We start from the raw sequence: 14,881 nt of genomic DNA, 5'->3' as shown, positions 1-14,881 counted from the left end.
TGGACACAACGTTCGGGGGTTCCAGTGTGAATTCCATGCCCATGTTGCACATTGTTCGGCACTACGCGGAACAAATTTCTTAAAAGGACAACTCACATGGCAAATGCCAATAACTCTGGGGTTGAGGTAGAACCTAACCTCACGGCAACCTCCGCGCCCACTGTTGCGCGCAGCGAACCAGAAAATAGTCAGCGTTCGGGTGAAAGCGGCAGCAACGCTAAGCGCCCCGGCGATCTGATTTTCGAAGCCCTCGCAAAGGGATCGGCAATCCTGATTTCGGTCATCATTGCCCTGATCGCTCTGTTCCTCATCATCCGTGCAGTTCCCGCAATGGATCGCCTGCGCGACGGACTCTTCAGCTTCTTCACCTACGGCGATCGTTGGAACACCAACTACGCTGCAAATGATGGTGGCTCGATGCAGTTCGGTATTCCGAACCTCTTCTTCACCACCGTGCTGGTTTCAATCGTGGCACTTCTGATCGCGATGCCAGTTGCACTCGGCGTGGCAGTTTTCCTGTCCAACTACTGCCCTAAGTCACTGATCAAGCCACTGGGCTTCCTCGTTGACCTGCTGGCAGCAGTGCCTTCCATCGTGTTCGGCATCTGGGGTATCCAGGTGCTCGGCCCAGCGCTCGGCCCGTTCTTCGAATGGATTTCCGGTTGGGCCGGAGGATTCTTCCTCTTCAACTTCGATCCTTCTTCTTCCCCATCCTTCTCAACCAGCCGCAACATCTTCACCGGTGGCGTGGTGCTGGCAATCATGATCCTGCCGGTTATCGCAGCTACCTCCCGTGAGGTCTTCGTGCAGACTCCAAAGGGTCAGGTTGAGGCAGCGCTCGCACTGGGTGCTACCCGTTGGGAAGTTGTTCGCATGACCGTGCTTCCATTCGGTCTGTCTGGCTACATCTCCGGCAGCATGCTCGGCCTCGGCCGGGCACTCGGTGAGACGATGGCGCTCTACATGGTTGTTGCATCCTCCCCAGGTTTCCGCGGATCCCTCATGGATGGTGGCACGACCTTCGCTACGGCGATTGCAAACGCAGCCCCCGAATTTAATGACGACCTCAAGGCCGGCGCCTACATCGCCGCTGGCCTGGTGCTGTTCGTGCTCACCTTCGTGGTGAACGCAGCTGCCCGCGCAGTCGTCTCGAAGAATTCTTAGGAGATCGAAGAGATGACAAACGCAGTAGCAGCAAGCAAGACCAAGAAGAACGAAATGTTCGACGATATCTCCGGCGCCCGTAAGGCCAAGGACAAGATCGCATCCGGCATCATCTACCTGTCCATCATCATTGCTCTGGCCCCACTGATCTGGGTGCTGGCAACGGTGCTCATCAAGGGCCTGCCTGTCCTGCTCTCCGCTGACTGGTGGATGTTCGACATGACCGGCCAGCCAAACAACACCGCAGGTGGCGGTATTGTCCACGCCATCATCGGTACCCTCGCCCAGGTGATCATCACCTCCCTGATCTCCGTGCCCATCGGTGTCTTCACCGCTGTGTACCTGGTGGAATACGCCAACGGCAACTTCCTGGGACGTATCACCACCTTCATGGTGGACATCCTCTCGGGTGTGCCTTCCATCGTCGCTGCCCTGTTCGTCTACGCAATGTGGGTGACCACTCTCGGGTTCGACCGCTCCGGCTTCGCCGTGGCACTGGCCCTGGTGCTTCTGATGGTTCCAATCATCGTGCGAAACACCGAGGAAATGCTTCGCATCGTTCCAATGGATCTGCGCGAAGCTTCCTTCGCACTGGGTGTTCCAAAGTGGAAGACCATCCTGAAGATCGTTCTGCCAACCGCTCTGTCCGGCATCGTGACCGGCATCATGCTGGCTGTTGCCCGCGTGATGGGCGAGTCCGCACCAGTGCTGATCCTCGTGGGTTCCACCCCAGCAATCAACTGGAATGTCTTCGAGGGCAACCAGAACTCGCTTCCACTGTTCATGCTGCAGATGTACCGCGCGGGTAACAACCCAGCCGTGCTGGAACGCATCTGGGGCGCAGCTCTCACCCTGGTTATCTTGGTGGCTGCATTGATGATCGGCGCGCGTCTTGTCTCCAAGCGCTTCTCGGTCAAGGTCTAATAGCCGGTTTCACTTCAGTTAACTCACAGTCACCACTTCAAGGAGAAGGAATTCATCATGGCTAAGCGCCTTGACCTCAACGATGTCAACATCTACTACGGCGATTTCCACGCCGTACAAAACGTCAACCTGAACATCCCACCAAAGGCAGTGACCGCCTTCATCGGCCCATCCGGCTGTGGCAAGTCCACCGTGCTGCGCACCCTGAACCGCATGCACGAGGTCATCCCAGGTGCCTACGTCAAGGGCGAAATCTTGCTCGACGGCGAAGACATCTACGCTTCCAAGGTTGATCCCGTAGCAGTGCGTAACACCATCGGCATGGTGTTCCAGAAGGCAAACCCATTCCCAACGATGTCCATCGAGGAAAACGTGGTTGCCGGTCTGAAGCTGTCCGGTGAGAAGAACAAGAAGAAGCTCAAGGAGACCGCCGAGAAGGCTCTCCGCGGAGCAAACCTGTGGGAAGAAGTTAAGGATCGTCTGGACAAGCCAGGCGGCGGCCTCTCCGGTGGTCAGCAGCAGCGTCTCTGCATCGCTCGCGCAATCGCCGTGGAGCCAGAAGTGCTGCTCATGGATGAGCCTTGCTCCGCACTGGACCCAATTTCCACCTTGGCCGTGGAGGATCTCATCCACGATCTGAAGGAAGACTTCACCATCGTCATCGTGACCCACAACATGCAGCAGGCATCCCGTGTGTCCGACCAGACCGCCTTCTACTCTCTTGAAGCAACCGGCCGCCCAGGCCAGCTGATCGAGGTGGGCCCAACCACCAAGATCTTCGAGAACCCTGACAAGAAGGAAACCGAAGACTACATCTCCGGTCGCTTCGGATAAATCCGAAGTGCGGTGCCGCGCCGGTCAATGATCGGCGCGGGACTAACTGCAAGAATCACAGCTTTTCCCCGCACAGTGAATAGTGGATTATTCGTGCACAGCCCCTAATTAGCGGGGCTGCAAGAAAAAGGTGGGCACCGCGCGCAAGCGCAGTGCCCGCCTTTTTCCATTGCTTAAGAACCGGGCCCAGCTGCCCGGGGGAAATTGCCCCCGAAAGCTCGCGTGAACAGCTATGGTGGAGCCAGATAACTGGTTGCAGCAAAGCAACAGTGCGCGGCGGGAAGGAGTGCGAAAAATGGCGGGACAGCCACTACACATCGTGGTCATGGGAGTGAGCGGCAGCGGAAAGACCACGCTTGCCCGCCGCCTCGCAGAGCGCACCAACCGCCCATTGCTTGAAGCTGATGATCTCCACCCAGCCGATGACCTCGCCACTCTGCAGGATGGCCGGCTCCCGGATGCCGAAGCACGCGCGGCGTGGATGGACACCGTCCGGGATTGGATGAACGAGCACGGCGAGAAGGGTGAATCCACCGTGGTAGCCTGCACCGCTTTGAAGGGCGCGCACCGCGAGACCCTCAACCAGGCCAAGGGAACCGTGTTCTACGTTCACCTCTACGGCACGGAAGACATGCTCCAGTCCAGGATGGCTAATCGCATCGGGGAAAACATGCCTCCTGAGCTGCTGGAAAAGCAGCTGACCATGCTGGAGACCCTCAAGGCCGATGAGCTGGGGATTCAGCTTGATGTCACTCGCAGCCCAGAGCAGCTGGAGGAAGATTCCATGGCGGCAGCGAACTTCGCCGCCAAGGCTTACCAGAGCTAGACTTCGCGAATTCGGGCCAGGCGCGAACTTCGGCTAGAGAGTTCGCTAATCCTGCTAGCTCCGCCTAGCCCCCATTGCGAGCGCCCGGCAGCCCGTTAGAAGGCCCGGGCGCTTACCAATTATCGCTGTAGCGGCGGGAGATCTCATTGAACTGAGACTCCAGCGCTCGCTGCTGCTCCTTGGTCCGCTCAGCTTCCTGGTACTCAGGAAGCCGCATGCCCGTGACCATGTACACCACGCGCGAGGCGATATCCACCGCGTGATCGGAGTAGCGCTCCAGGTAGCGGGAAACCAACGTGAGATCCACTGCTTCCCGCGTGCTGTACTTCCACTCCCGCTGGGTGGTCAGGATAAACAGGTGACGGTGGATGTCATCCACCGCATCGTCATCTTCGGCCAGCTTCATGGCCTGCGTCACATCCGCGGTGACCAGGACGTCTTTGATCTTCGACGCAGTGTTGACCGCCTGCTGCGCCATTTCTTTCACATACGGCTTGATCTCTTCCGGGATCGCCGCTTGTGGGTGGCGGCGGCGGGCCAGTTTGGCCACATGCACGCTCAGCGCAGCCATCCGTGCCAGCTCTTCAACGATGTAAATGCCGCTGACCACCTGGCGGAGGTCGCTGGCCACGGGGCCTTCTAAGGCGAGGAGCTCAAAAGCTGCGGCTTCACACTTGGCGCGCAGCTCCTCGATGGAGTCAATGCTGCTGACTACTTTTTCCGCTTTTGCGAGGTCGACTTCCAACAGGGAAGTGCTCGCCAGTTCCATTGTGTTTCGCACCAGATCACCCATGATGAGGAGGTCATGTGTGAGTCGGTTCAGTTGTTCACGATAAGCGGTGCGCATGTGGAACGAGTTTAGACCTAATTGCATATGTTTGCCATATGCCAATTTTTACAATTGTGGTGTTCAGGCCATAAAAATAGAAGTATCTAACCGCCGCTGTGCATAATTTCCGCGCCGTCTGGCACGGTGGCATCCTCTGGGTCATCCAGCCATCCCTCGGGCAGAACCACTTTGCCGGGGGAGCCTTGGCGGCCGCGGGCGCCATCGGCATCCTCGGCTAGATCAGTGGCGGAGAACAGCGGGGTGAGAATCTCATGCAGTTCGCTGAGGGTGGAGGTTTGGGCGAGCTGGCGTCGTAAATCCCCTCCCGCGGGGAAGCCACGGAGGTACCAGGTCATGTGCTTGCGTAGGTCGAGACAGGCCTTGTGCTCGCCGTCGTGCTGAGCCAGAAGCTCGCCGTGGCGCAGGATGATCCGCGCCACTTCACCGAACGTGGGCTCTGCGGGGATGGACAATCCGCGCAGTTCGGCGGAGAGCTCGGCGAAGAGCCACGGGCGGCCCAGGCAACCGCGGCCCACAACCACGCCATCGCATCCGGTTTGCTCCATCATGGCGCGGGCGTCGGTGGCCTTGAAGATATCGCCGTTGCCCAGCACTGGCACGCGACCGTCCATGTGCTCCACGAGCCGGGAGATCTCGGACCAGTCCGCGGTGCCGGAGTAGCGCTGAGAAGCGGTGCGGGCGTGGAGGGCTACTGCTGCGGCGCCCTCTTCTGCGGCGATGCGTCCGGCGTCCAGGTGGGTGTGGTGCTCATCGTCAATTCCGATGCGGAACTTCACGGTGACGGGAACATCCGTGCCCTCGGTGGCCTTCACGGCGGCGGCCACGATGTTGGCGAACAGCCGGCGCTTGTAGGGGAGCGCGGAGCCGCCACCGCGACGGGTGACCTTGGGGACGGGGCAACCGAAGTTCATGTCGATGTGATCGGCGAGGTTTTCGTCCACGATCATCTTCGCAGCCTTGTAGGTGTACTCCGGATCGGTGGTGTAAAGCTGCAGGCTGCGGGGATTTTCGTCCGGGGCGAAGGTGGTCATGTGCAGCGTCTTCTCATTGCGCTCCACCAGGGCACGCGCTGTCACCATTTCGCAGACATAGAGCCCGGCCACGCTACCCATGCGCTCCCGCTCCTGCTCGCGGCACAACGTGCGGAAAGCGACGTTAGTCACCCCAGCCATGGGAGCCAGCACCACGGGGCTATCGAGGTCAAAGGGACCGATGCGCAGGGCCGGGGTAGTGGAGGCTTCAGGGGCTAGTGCTGGGGAATTCACCCGTCTATTTTCCCACTGACCCCGAAGAAACCCAAGCGAGTGGTTCTACAGGTGCTGCGGAGAAGCAATCGTTTGGGGGCGATACAGGGCACGCAGCGTTTCATTTAGGTAGGGTGAACAACGAAGGTAAAAGCAGTTTACCTGCAGAAATGCAGTTATGAATTCATCTGCCAAGGCCGAGTCGCGCAACATGCGAGGCTACTCAGATTCAACAATCACGTACAACGAGTTTTTGGAGGAAAGATGTCAGATCGCATCGCCAACGAGCTGCTTAAGGGCAAGGTAATGAGCGCCGATGAGGCAGCTCAGTTCATCAACAACGGTGACTCCGTGGGTATGTCCGGCTTCACCGGCGCCGGCTACCCAAAGGCTCTGCCCACTGCCATCGCCAACCGTGCAAAGGAAGCGCATGAGAAGGGCGAGGATTACAAGATCGACGTCTACACCGGCGCCTCCACCGCTCCTGACTGCGATGGCGTGATGGCGGAAGCCGATGCCATCAACTACCGCATGCCTTACATGGGTGACCCCAAGCTGCGCGAGGCCATCAACACCGGCCGCGCGAAGTACCAGGACATCCACCTTTCCCACTCTCCGCAGTACATTGAGCACGGCTTCCTGCCCATCAACGTGGCGGTCATCGAGGTCACCCGCATCACCGAAGAGGGCTACCTCATCCCTTCCTCCGGCGTGGGCAACAACGTGGAGTTCATGGATTATGCAGACAAGATCATCCTCGAGGTGAACTCCTGGCAGTCCTTGGATCTGGAGGGTATGCACGATATCTACCGCATCCAGAAGCTGCCTAACCGCACCCCAGTGCCCATCAACCAGCCGGGTGACCGCATCGGTAAGCCGCACATGGACATCGACCTGAACAAGGTTGTGGCCGTGGTGGAGACCAACTCCGCGGACCGTAACTCTCCATTCAAGGCTCCTGATGAGACCTCCAAGCAGATCGCAGGACACTTCCTCGACTTCCTGGATGGCGAGGTTCAGGCTGGCCGTCTGGCATATGACGGCTACGTCATGCAGTCCGGCGTGGGCAACGTGCCAAACGCAGTGATGTCTGGCCTGCTGGATTCCAAGTTTGAGAACATCAAGGCCTACACCGAGGTCATCCAGGACGGCATGTTGGATCTCATCGACGCCGGCAAGATGACAGTCGCCTCCTCCACCTCCTTCGCACTGTCCCCTGAGGCAGCGGACAAGATGAACGATCAGGCGGCTCACTACCGCAAGCACATCATCCTGCGCCCACAGCAGATCTCCAACCACCCTGAGGTAGTTCGCCGCATGGGGCTCATCGCCACCAACGGCATGATCGAGGCGGATATCTACGGCAACATCAACTCCACCCACATCGCTGGCTCCAAGGTGATGAACGGAATCGGTGGCTCGGGCGACTTCACCCGCAACGCGCTGATCTCCTCCTTCATCTCGCCATCGATGGCAAAGGGAGACGCGATCTCTGCGGTCGTGCCGTTTGCTTCCCATATCGACCACACGGAGCACGACGCCATGGTCATCATCACCGAGCGCGGTGTTGCCGACCTGCGTGGACTGGCTCCGCGTGACCGCGTGAAGAAGATGATCGCGATCGCCAACCCTGAGTACCAGCCACTGCTGGAGGAGTACGTGGAGGCTGCCAACAAGGGCAAGGCCCTGGCAACTCCTCACGACCTGTCTCAGGCGTTCGCCTTCCACACCCGTTTCCTGGAGACGGGCACCATGAAGCGCCAGTAACCCGCGGGCAGCCTTCGCGGTTGTTTTCAGCACTGAGATCCTAGTCAGCATCTGCCTGGGGACCGTTTGTTAAGGTCCGCAGGTGATGCGCTAGGATCTTAGACGTTGACGGGCCTTTAGCTCAGTTGGTAGAGCTACGGACTTTTAATCCGCAGGTCGTGGGTTCGAGCCCCACAGGGCCCACAACACGCCCCCATTCGAAAGCTTTCGGATGGGGGCTTTTCTGTAGGGTGAGCTGCTGATTTGTAGTGCTAATGGTGGGTGGTTTAGACTAAGCGAGCTGCTAAACAAAGCGGGCTTATATAAGCGCGTGGTTTAGCATTGCTCCCATCGTCTAGGGGCCTAGGACTCCGCCCTTTCACGGCGGCAACACGGGTTCGAATCCCGTTGGGAGTACGGCCCTGTGGCGCAGTTGGTTAGCGCGCCGCCCTGTCACGGCGGAGGTCGCGGGTTCAAGTCCCGTCAGGGTCGCCATATTAAACCGGATGAAGCGCAAGCGCGCGGCATCCGGTTTTTTCGTCTTTCCGGCACATTCTGAATGGGATGGATAAGTGCTGCCACCTGCTGATTTGTAGGTGTTGTGACGGGCTGTGTAAAGTACTCTTTCGTGCACAAAACGCGCCATCACGGTGGCGCAACGTGTGTGTGGCCCTGTGGCGCAGTTGGTTAGCGCGCCGCCCTGTCACGGCGGAGGTCGCGGGTTCAAGTCCCGTCAGGGTCGCATCGTTATCATCCGCTAGGGTGGTATCGAGGCCAGATAGCTCAGTCGGTAGAGCGTTCGCCTGAAAAGTGAAAGGTCGCCGGTTCGATCCCGGCTCTGGCCACAACCGTGGTTTAGGAAAGTCCCCAGTCTCATCAGAGGCTGGGGGCTTTTCTGTATTCAACTGCACTCCTTGTGTCGGAGCTCTGTATGCGGGTCACGGCGAGGAGTGCGGGTTGATGGCTACACTGGGGAACCCTAAGCCGAGAAACGCAGCCCGAGGCTGTGGGCCGTGGGTTGATTGACTCGCGGTTGGCGTCGACAAAAAAGAAGGGTGAAGCAGCATGGCACAGGATGTAAAGAAGAAGGATGACCGCTTCGTCATCGAGGTCGATGGGCAAGAAGCCGGATTCGCCGCGTTCCAGGACTCCGCAGACGGCTCCGTGCGCGATTTCAACCACACCGTGGTGGACTCCAACTTCCGCGGCCAGGGACTCTCCAAGCCACTGATTTCCCAGGCTCTGGATGCAACGCGCGAAGAGGGCAAGAAGATCAAGGCCACGTGCTCGGCAGTGGAGGGCTTCGTGGAGAAGAACCCTGACTACCAGGACCTGCTGGCCTAATTGATTGAGCTGTAGGTAATTGGGTCTGAGTAGTTTGGCTCAAGTAGCTCGATAGATAGAGCAAACCCCAGCCACCTCATTGAAGTGTGGCTGGGGTTTATCGCTGCCTGGGGGAGAGGCAGCTAGATGTTGTTCTGCATGTCGTCGATGTACTGCACGGCATCCACCAGAGGCTTGTTCTGATCCGGCTTGCGGGGGCGAGCCTTGGCCGGGATGCCGGTGACGATGGACTGCGGGGGAGCGTCCTTGGTCACCACGGCGTTGGCGCCAATCGCTGAGCCCGCGCCGATGGTGATGGGGCCCAGAACCTTCGCTCCGGCGCCCACCATCACCCCATCCTCAATGGTGGGGTGACGCTTGCGCTGAACCAGCTCAGAGCCGCCCAGGGTGACTCCGTGATAGAGCATCACGTCATCGCCGATCTCCGCGGTCTCGCCGATCACCACGCCCATTCCGTGGTCGATGAAGAAACGACGGCCGATGGTGGCTCCGGGGTGGATCTCCACGCCGGTGAAACCGCGCGTGATCTGGCTCAGCAGGCGTGCGATGCCCCGGTGACCCTTGTTCCACAGCTTGTGGGACAGGCGGTGAACCCAGATGGCGTGCAGCCCGGAGTAAATGAGCGCATTCTCCAGGTCACCCCGCGCCGCGGGATCATGCGATCGGGCGTTTGCTAGATCCTCGCGGAGGAGACCCCAGATGCTCACGTAAATACCTCTTTCGGGCTGCAGCGAATTACCGCAGCAAAATTAAGATGCGCTACTCACCTAAGTTAAAGGCGAAGCAGCGCATGGTTATTCCATCAATGATGGGGAAAGCGATTAGTCGCGCAGGTCCTCGAACAGGACGGTGGAGACATAGCGCTCGCCGAAGTCAGGAACGATAACCACGATGGTCTTGCCATCGTTTTCTGGCTTCTTTGCCTCTTCCAGAGCAGCCCATACGGCAGCACCGGAGGAGATACCGGCCAGGATGCCTTCCTGCACGGCCAGTTCGCGAGCCACGCGGATGGACTCATCCAGTGGAGCATCGTGGGTGCGGTCCAAGATGTCGCGGTTCAGGTTTTCTGGGAAGAAGTTGGTGCCCAGGCCCTGGATCTTGTGGGGACCGAAGCGTCCCTCGGTGATCAGTGGGGAATCAGCTGGCTCCACACCGACGATCTCGATGCCTTCCTTGTTCTCCTTGAGGTAGCGGCCTGCACCGGTGACGGTGCCGCCGGTGCCCACGCCAGCCACGAAGATGTCTACGTTGCCATCGGTATCGCGCAGAACCTCTGGGCCGGTGGTGTTGTAGTGCACCTCTGGGTTAGCTGGGTTGGAGAACTGACGTGCCAGGATGGCGTTTTCGGAGGTCTCCACGATCTCGTTGGCCTTGTCCACTGCGCCCTGCATGCCGCCGGTGCCTGGGGTGAGAACCAGCTCAGCACCCAAAGCGCGCAGCATTACGCGACGCTCGGTGGACATGGTCTCTGGCATGGTCAGGATGACCTTGTATCCGCGTGCAGCGCCGGCCATAGCCAGGGCGATGCCGGTGTTACCGGAGGTGGCTTCCACGATGGTGCCGCCTGGCTTGAGGGATCCATCCTTTTCCGCAGCATCGATGATGGCCACGCCGATGCGGTCCTTCACGGAGTTGCCTGGGTTGGCGGATTCCAGCTTGGCGATAACCGTGGCGTTCAGGCCCTCGGTGAGCTTGTTCAGCTTGACCAGGGGGGTGTTGCCGATGAGGTCGGTGAGGTTTTCGTAAATTTTAGCCATGAGCTTCTGAGTGCTCCTTCTGCTGAATGTATCGAGCGAGTATTCGTTGTAGACCGTTCGGTCTATATGGGTACGTGGCCGAGTCTACCTCTTTCGAGGAGGAAACGTCCACCAATTCACCTGCGCAATGCGATGTCTCTGAAATTCTGGCCGCAGATGTGGACAATGGCTCATATGAACAACTTCGAAACCATCAAGACAGCAACCGAAGGTGCAGTAGCCACCATCACCATCGATCGCCCCAAGGCCATGAACGCCTTGAATAGCCAGGTGTTGGAAGACGTGGTCGCGGCAGCCGAGCAGTTCGATGCCGATGCCAACATCGGTGCCATCGTGCTCACCGGTGGCGAGAAGGCCTTTGCTGCCGGAGCTGATATCAAGGAAATGCAGACCAAGACCTACCCAGCCATCCGCGTGGAGCGCATGTTTGAAAATTGGGAGCGTCTGGCCAAGCTGGATACCCCGCTGATCACCGCAGTTTCCGGATACGCACTGGGCGGCGGTTGCGAAGTGGCCATGCTGGGAGACATCCTGCTGGCCAGCGAGACCGCACAGTTCGGACAGCCGGAAATCACGCTGGGAATCATCCCCGGCATGGGCGGCACCCAGCGCCTTACCCGCGCGGTGGGCAAGTACAAGGCCATGGATCTCATCCTCACCGGCCGAATGATGGACGCCGAAGAAGCCGAGCGCAGCGGACTGGTTTCCCGCATCCTTCCCGCTGAGAACTTCCAGCAGGAAGTAGCCAAGGTGGCAAAGAAGGTAGCAGGCATGTCCCAGGTGGCCACCGCAGCTGCGGCCAAGATGGTCGACGCCGCCTACGAGACCACCCTCACGCAGGGAGTGGCCACGGAACGCGATACCTTCTGGGCCCTGTTCGCCACGGATGACCAGCAAGAGGGCATGGCTGCATTCGTGGAGAAGCGCAAGCCAGAATGGAAGAACAGCTAGTGGCAAAGAAGAAGAAGTTTACGCTGCACAGCCCGCTGCCGGTTCAGGAATTGCACGCGGTGTTCTCCTCCGAGCGCTACCTGCTCACCACAGACGGAGTGGTCTCGGATCGCGAAGTGCACATCGCTCAGGCCAACTCTGAGGTGCGGGAAGATGGGACCGTGGCCGCACGCGTGGAAATGGTGCAGGCCGTTCCCGTTAATGAGAACGCGGGAGGTGAGGAGGGTGGCGTCGAAAAAACGGAGACGAACGCCCCCAAGGAACTGCGCATCGAACAAACCACCACGGTGAGTCCCATCGAGCAGGCTCGGCAGGGGATGACCTTCCGCTTTTCCACCATCACCCCGCTGGCGGGCATGGGAACCATGTTCACGGACATGCAGATCCGCCCGGATTCCACTGGCCAGGGCAGCGACGTGGAGACCGAAGTGAAGGTGGATACCAGCATTCCCATCATCGGTGGGAAGCTGGCCAAGCACCTGCTGGAAAATTCCGAGCAAACCGTGGAAAAGGGTCTGAAACGGGCGCAGTATCTGGTGGAGAATCCAGTGAATTCGGACACAGCATAAGACCACTCACGCTGCGGAAATGCACCCATGAGCACGGTTTTTCTGGCGAAAATCGCGTGCCGGTTTTGGGGGTGTTCGGGGGGTGTTCTATACTCACCTCAGACGTGTCAGCAGAACAATGACATCCCCCAGTAAGGTGTCCCCCGATGTGGGTAGCCGTGCTGGATCGGGCGAGTAATTGAGAGTGATTGCGCGCCCGATCCAGTGGCTGGAGGGCCTGAGATATGTTCTCGGTTCATCCGAGAAAACCTGTAAAGGGAGTGAGTCCGTGGAGCAGCAGCGCCATCGTGATGACGAAGAAGCGATCTTGACAGCGCTGAATTCTTTGAAGAATGCCACTGGTATTCCCGCGACGATGTACGGTGCTTGTCTTCCGGAGGGGAAGCTCAAGATCATCAAGTGGGTGGGGCTGCGCACTCCCGCGCTGCAGAATTTGGAAATCAACGCCGGCGCTGGCGTGGGCGGGCGCGTGGTGACCACCCGCCGGCCAGTGGGGGTTTCGGATTACACGCGAGCCAAGTCCATTACTCACGAATATGACCGACAGATTCACGATGAGGGGATGCACAGCATCGTTGCCGTGCCGGTGATCGTGAATCGTGAGGTCAAGGGTGTGATGTACGCCGGTGTGCATTCCCGGGCCCGCATGGGGGATAAGGTGCTGGAAGAGGTCACCATGACCGCCCGCACCCTGGAACAGGAACTGGCCATCAATGAAGCCATGCGCCGCGCGGAAAATGGCCGGGGGGCCACCAACGGGGTCAAGCAGGTGCGATCCATGTCCGGCGCCGAGTGGGAGCAGGTTCGCGCCACCCACTCCAAGCTGCGCATGCTGGCCAACCGCGTGAACGATGAAGCCCTCCGCCGCGACCTCGAAGTCCTCTGCGACCAGATGGTTTCCCCCGTTCGCGTGAAGCAAACCACCAAGCTTTCCACCCGTGAGCTGGACGTTCTGGCCTGCGTGGCGCTCGGCCACACCAATGTGGAGGCCGCCAGCGAAATGGGCATCGGTGCAGAAACCGTGAAGAGCTACCTGCGCTCCGTGATGCGCAAGTTGGGCGCGCACACTCGTTACGAGGCCGTGAACGCCGCCCGCCGCATCGGCGCCCTGCCCTGATCACATTTAGTTGAGTACCCGGGAGATTTCCCGGGTCTTTTTTCTTTCCGATTTTCTTCCCGACGCCAACTCCTCCCAGCTGGCGCGGGTTGACCTGAAACCAGCGCTACTTTCTGATTAGGGTGGGGGATGTGAAAGATAGCTTCCTAGTACATGGCGGGGCGCGCCTACAGGGCGCAGTCAAAGTTGCCGGCGCGAAAAACAGCGTGCTGAAGCTGATGTCTGCGGCTCTTCTGGCCCCCGGAACTACCACGCTGACCAACTGTCCAGACATCGCGGATGTCAGCTACATGGGAGAAGTCCTCCGTGGCCTGGGCTGCGAGGTGGAGCTGGACGGCGACACCGTACACATCACCACCCCGGAAGTTGTGGAATACAACGCGGACTTCGACGCGGTTCGTCAATTCCGCGCTTCCGTTGCAGTGCTGGGACCGCTCACCGCCCGTCGGCACAAAGCCCGGGTGGCCCTGCCCGGCGGTGATGCCATCGGATCCCGCCCCTTGGACATGCACCAAAGCGGACTGGAAAAGCTGGGCGCCACCACCCGAATTGAACACGGCTGCGTGGTCGCCGAGGTGGAGCACCTGCGCGGAGCAAACATCAAGCTGGATTTCCCCTCCGTGGGCGCGACCGAAAATATCCTGACCGCGGCCGTGCTGGCCGAGGGCATCACAGTGCTGGACAATGCAGCGCGCGAACCGGAGATCGTGGACCTGTGCAACTTCCTCAATGAAATGGGAGCGCAGGTGGAGGGATCCGGAAGCAGCACCATCACTGTGCACGGAGTGGAGCGGCTGGCTCCGGTGACCCACGAGGTGGTCGGTGACCGCATCGTGGCCGGCACCTGGGCCTACGCCGCGGCGATCACCCGGGGAGACATCACCGTGGGAGGCATAGACCCCGCCCACCTGCACCTGGTGCTCGGAAAGCTGAAGATGGCCGGGGCGCAGGTGGAGACATACCCCACCGGCTTCCGGGTGATTCAAAATACCGCGCCAACGGCGGTGGACTACCAGACCCTGCCTTTCCCCGGATTCCCCACAGACCTGCAGCCGCTGGCCATCGCGCTGTGTGCCGCCAGCGAGGGAATGTCCGTGATCACGGAAAACATTTTTGAATCGCGCTTTAGGTTCGTGGACGAGATGATGCGTTTGGGAGTCGACGCCACCATCGACGGGCACCACGTGGTGATCCGCGGAGGCCGGCAACTCTCTTCCGCTCCTGTGTGGAGCTCCGATATTCGGGCAGGCGCGGGACTGGTGCTTGCCGGATTGATCGCGGATGGCGTGACAGAAGTGCACGATATCTATCACGTGGATCGCGGATACCCAGGTTTTGAAGCGCAATTGAATGCCCTGGGCGCCACCGTGGAGCGTAAAGTGGGCAACGAGGCTTAAGTTTTTGCCTCTGACCTGCGGGGTTGTGTTTGTTCAGGGTGGTGTGTAGATTAATTCAAGTCAGCGCGACCGACACCGCCACTGCAGGTCAGTGGTTGGCAGGACAACAGGCCCTGACAAGCAGAGAATCTTCTCACTTTCCCACTAAATTCCTTTGT

The 14,881-nt window shown here is 59.5% G+C and carries 14 protein-coding genes and 5 tRNA genes; 15 read left to right on the top strand and 4 right to left on the bottom strand.

What is annotated here, in order from left to right; genetic code table 11:
* The first annotated feature begins 96 nt into the window (after window positions 1–96).
* From pstC to IRY30_RS08485, 4 genes are all read left to right on the top strand, one after another.
* Window positions 97–1,164, top strand: coding sequence for a phosphate ABC transporter permease subunit PstC (gene pstC, locus IRY30_RS08500; protein ID WP_194557010.1), 1,068 nt, complete (start codon window positions 97–99; stop codon window positions 1,162–1,164).
* A 12-nt stretch (window positions 1,165–1,176) separates the two neighbouring features.
* Window positions 1,177–2,088, top strand: a complete 912-nt coding sequence (gene pstA, locus IRY30_RS08495) for a phosphate ABC transporter permease PstA (RefSeq protein ID WP_194557009.1) — start codon at window positions 1,177–1,179, stop codon at window positions 2,086–2,088.
* Window positions 2,089–2,145: 57 nt separating this feature from the next.
* The gene (pstB, locus tag IRY30_RS08490) at window positions 2,146–2,922 is read left to right on the top strand and encodes a phosphate ABC transporter ATP-binding protein PstB (protein ID WP_194557008.1); all 777 of its coding nucleotides are present in this window, start codon (window positions 2,146–2,148) and stop codon (window positions 2,920–2,922) included.
* Window positions 2,923–3,217: 295 nt separating this feature from the next.
* Complete coding sequence (locus IRY30_RS08485) at window positions 3,218–3,748, top strand: gluconokinase (RefSeq protein ID WP_194557007.1); 531 nt, start codon at window positions 3,218–3,220, stop codon at window positions 3,746–3,748.
* 112 nt (window positions 3,749–3,860) lie between these two features.
* On the opposite strand, the gene phoU is transcribed toward IRY30_RS08485, so the two are convergent.
* A complete protein-coding gene (gene phoU, locus IRY30_RS08480) occupies window positions 3,861–4,595 on the bottom strand; it encodes a phosphate signaling complex protein PhoU (RefSeq protein WP_194557006.1) in 735 nt (244 codons plus the stop codon).
* 86 nt (window positions 4,596–4,681) lie between these two features.
* Complete coding sequence (dusB, locus tag IRY30_RS08475; RefSeq protein ID WP_374708528.1) at window positions 4,682–5,863, bottom strand: tRNA dihydrouridine synthase DusB; 1,182 nt, start codon at window positions 5,861–5,863, stop codon at window positions 4,682–4,684.
* A gap of 243 nt (window positions 5,864–6,106) precedes the next feature.
* Here dusB and IRY30_RS08470 point away from each other — a divergent pair, with 243 nt between their 5' ends.
* The 7 genes from IRY30_RS08470 to IRY30_RS08440 all read left to right on the top strand — a co-directional run bounded on the left by IRY30_RS08470 (window position 6,107) and on the right by IRY30_RS08440 (window position 8,932).
* Window positions 6,107–7,609: an acetyl-CoA hydrolase/transferase family protein gene (locus tag IRY30_RS08470; protein WP_194557005.1), complete on the top strand. Its 1,503-nt coding sequence runs from the start codon at window positions 6,107–6,109 to the stop codon at window positions 7,607–7,609.
* Between the two features lie 110 nt (window positions 7,610–7,719).
* A tRNA-Lys gene (locus IRY30_RS08465) sits at window positions 7,720–7,792 on the top strand.
* A 140-nt stretch (window positions 7,793–7,932) separates the two neighbouring features.
* Window positions 7,933–8,005 (top strand) — tRNA-Glu (locus tag IRY30_RS08460).
* 1 nt (window position 8,006) lies between these two features.
* Window positions 8,007–8,083 (top strand) — tRNA-Asp (locus IRY30_RS08455).
* A gap of 173 nt (window positions 8,084–8,256) precedes the next feature.
* Window positions 8,257–8,330, top strand: a tRNA-Asp gene (locus tag IRY30_RS08450).
* Between the two features lie 30 nt (window positions 8,331–8,360).
* Window positions 8,361–8,433: transfer RNA gene (locus IRY30_RS08445), tRNA-Phe, on the top strand.
* 220 nt (window positions 8,434–8,653) lie between these two features.
* On the top strand, window positions 8,654–8,932 hold the full coding sequence (locus IRY30_RS08440; RefSeq protein ID WP_194557004.1) for a GNAT family N-acetyltransferase: 279 nt from the start codon (window positions 8,654–8,656) through the stop codon (window positions 8,930–8,932).
* Window positions 8,933–9,054: 122 nt separating this feature from the next.
* Here the strand turns inward: IRY30_RS08440 and epsC are convergent, their stop codons facing one another.
* Both epsC and cysK read right to left on the bottom strand, forming a co-directional pair.
* Window positions 9,055–9,639: a serine O-acetyltransferase EpsC gene (epsC, locus tag IRY30_RS08435; protein WP_194557003.1), complete on the bottom strand. Its 585-nt coding sequence runs from the start codon at window positions 9,637–9,639 to the stop codon at window positions 9,055–9,057.
* A 114-nt stretch (window positions 9,640–9,753) separates the two neighbouring features.
* Complete coding sequence (cysK, locus tag IRY30_RS08430; RefSeq protein WP_194557002.1) at window positions 9,754–10,689, bottom strand: cysteine synthase A; 936 nt, start codon at window positions 10,687–10,689, stop codon at window positions 9,754–9,756.
* Window positions 10,690–10,854: 165 nt separating this feature from the next.
* On the opposite strand from cysK, the gene IRY30_RS08425 reads away from it, so the two are divergent.
* From IRY30_RS08425 to murA, 4 genes are all read left to right on the top strand, one after another.
* Entirely contained in the window at window positions 10,855–11,640 is a 786-nt protein-coding gene (locus tag IRY30_RS08425) for an enoyl-CoA hydratase-related protein (RefSeq protein WP_194557001.1), read from the top strand.
* On the top strand, window positions 11,625–12,209 hold the full coding sequence (locus IRY30_RS08420) for a DUF2505 family protein (protein WP_194557000.1): 585 nt from the start codon (window positions 11,625–11,627) through the stop codon (window positions 12,207–12,209). The genes IRY30_RS08425 and IRY30_RS08420 overlap by 16 nt, the downstream gene beginning before the upstream one ends.
* Window positions 12,210–12,477: 268 nt before the next feature.
* Window positions 12,478–13,326, top strand: a complete 849-nt coding sequence (gene ramA, locus IRY30_RS08415; protein WP_194556999.1) for an acetate metabolism transcriptional regulator RamA — start codon at window positions 12,478–12,480, stop codon at window positions 13,324–13,326.
* A gap of 131 nt (window positions 13,327–13,457) precedes the next feature.
* Entirely contained in the window at window positions 13,458–14,723 is a 1,266-nt protein-coding gene (gene murA, locus IRY30_RS08410; protein WP_194556998.1) for a UDP-N-acetylglucosamine 1-carboxyvinyltransferase, read from the top strand.
* The last annotated feature ends 158 nt before the right edge of the window (window positions 14,724–14,881 follow it).

It is taken from the genome of Corynebacterium suicordis DSM 45110 (assembly GCF_015351405.1).
Taxonomy (GTDB): domain Bacteria; phylum Actinomycetota; class Actinomycetes; order Mycobacteriales; family Mycobacteriaceae; genus Corynebacterium; species Corynebacterium suicordis.
This window is presented reverse-complemented; position numbering and strand designations above follow the sequence as displayed.

Coding starts and splice junctions, on each gene's coding strand:
- pstC (WP_194557010.1), top strand. CDS start 97: ATGGCAAATGCCAATAACTCTGGGGTTGAGGTAGAACCTAACCTCACG.
- pstA (WP_194557009.1), top strand. CDS start 1,177: ATGACAAACGCAGTAGCAGCAAGCAAGACCAAGAAGAACGAAATGTTC.
- pstB (WP_194557008.1), top strand. CDS start 2,146: ATGGCTAAGCGCCTTGACCTCAACGATGTCAACATCTACTACGGCGAT.
- IRY30_RS08485 (WP_194557007.1), top strand. CDS start 3,218: ATGGCGGGACAGCCACTACACATCGTGGTCATGGGAGTGAGCGGCAGC.
- phoU (WP_194557006.1), bottom strand. CDS start 4,595: ATGCGCACCGCTTATCGTGAACAACTGAACCGACTCACACATGACCTC.
- IRY30_RS08470 (WP_194557005.1), top strand. CDS start 6,107: ATGTCAGATCGCATCGCCAACGAGCTGCTTAAGGGCAAGGTAATGAGC.
- IRY30_RS08440 (WP_194557004.1), top strand. CDS start 8,654: ATGGCACAGGATGTAAAGAAGAAGGATGACCGCTTCGTCATCGAGGTC.
- cysK (WP_194557002.1), bottom strand. CDS start 10,689: ATGGCTAAAATTTACGAAAACCTCACCGACCTCATCGGCAACACCCCC.
- IRY30_RS08425 (WP_194557001.1), top strand. CDS start 10,855: ATGGCTCATATGAACAACTTCGAAACCATCAAGACAGCAACCGAAGGT.
- IRY30_RS08420 (WP_194557000.1), top strand. CDS start 11,625: ATGGAAGAACAGCTAGTGGCAAAGAAGAAGAAGTTTACGCTGCACAGC.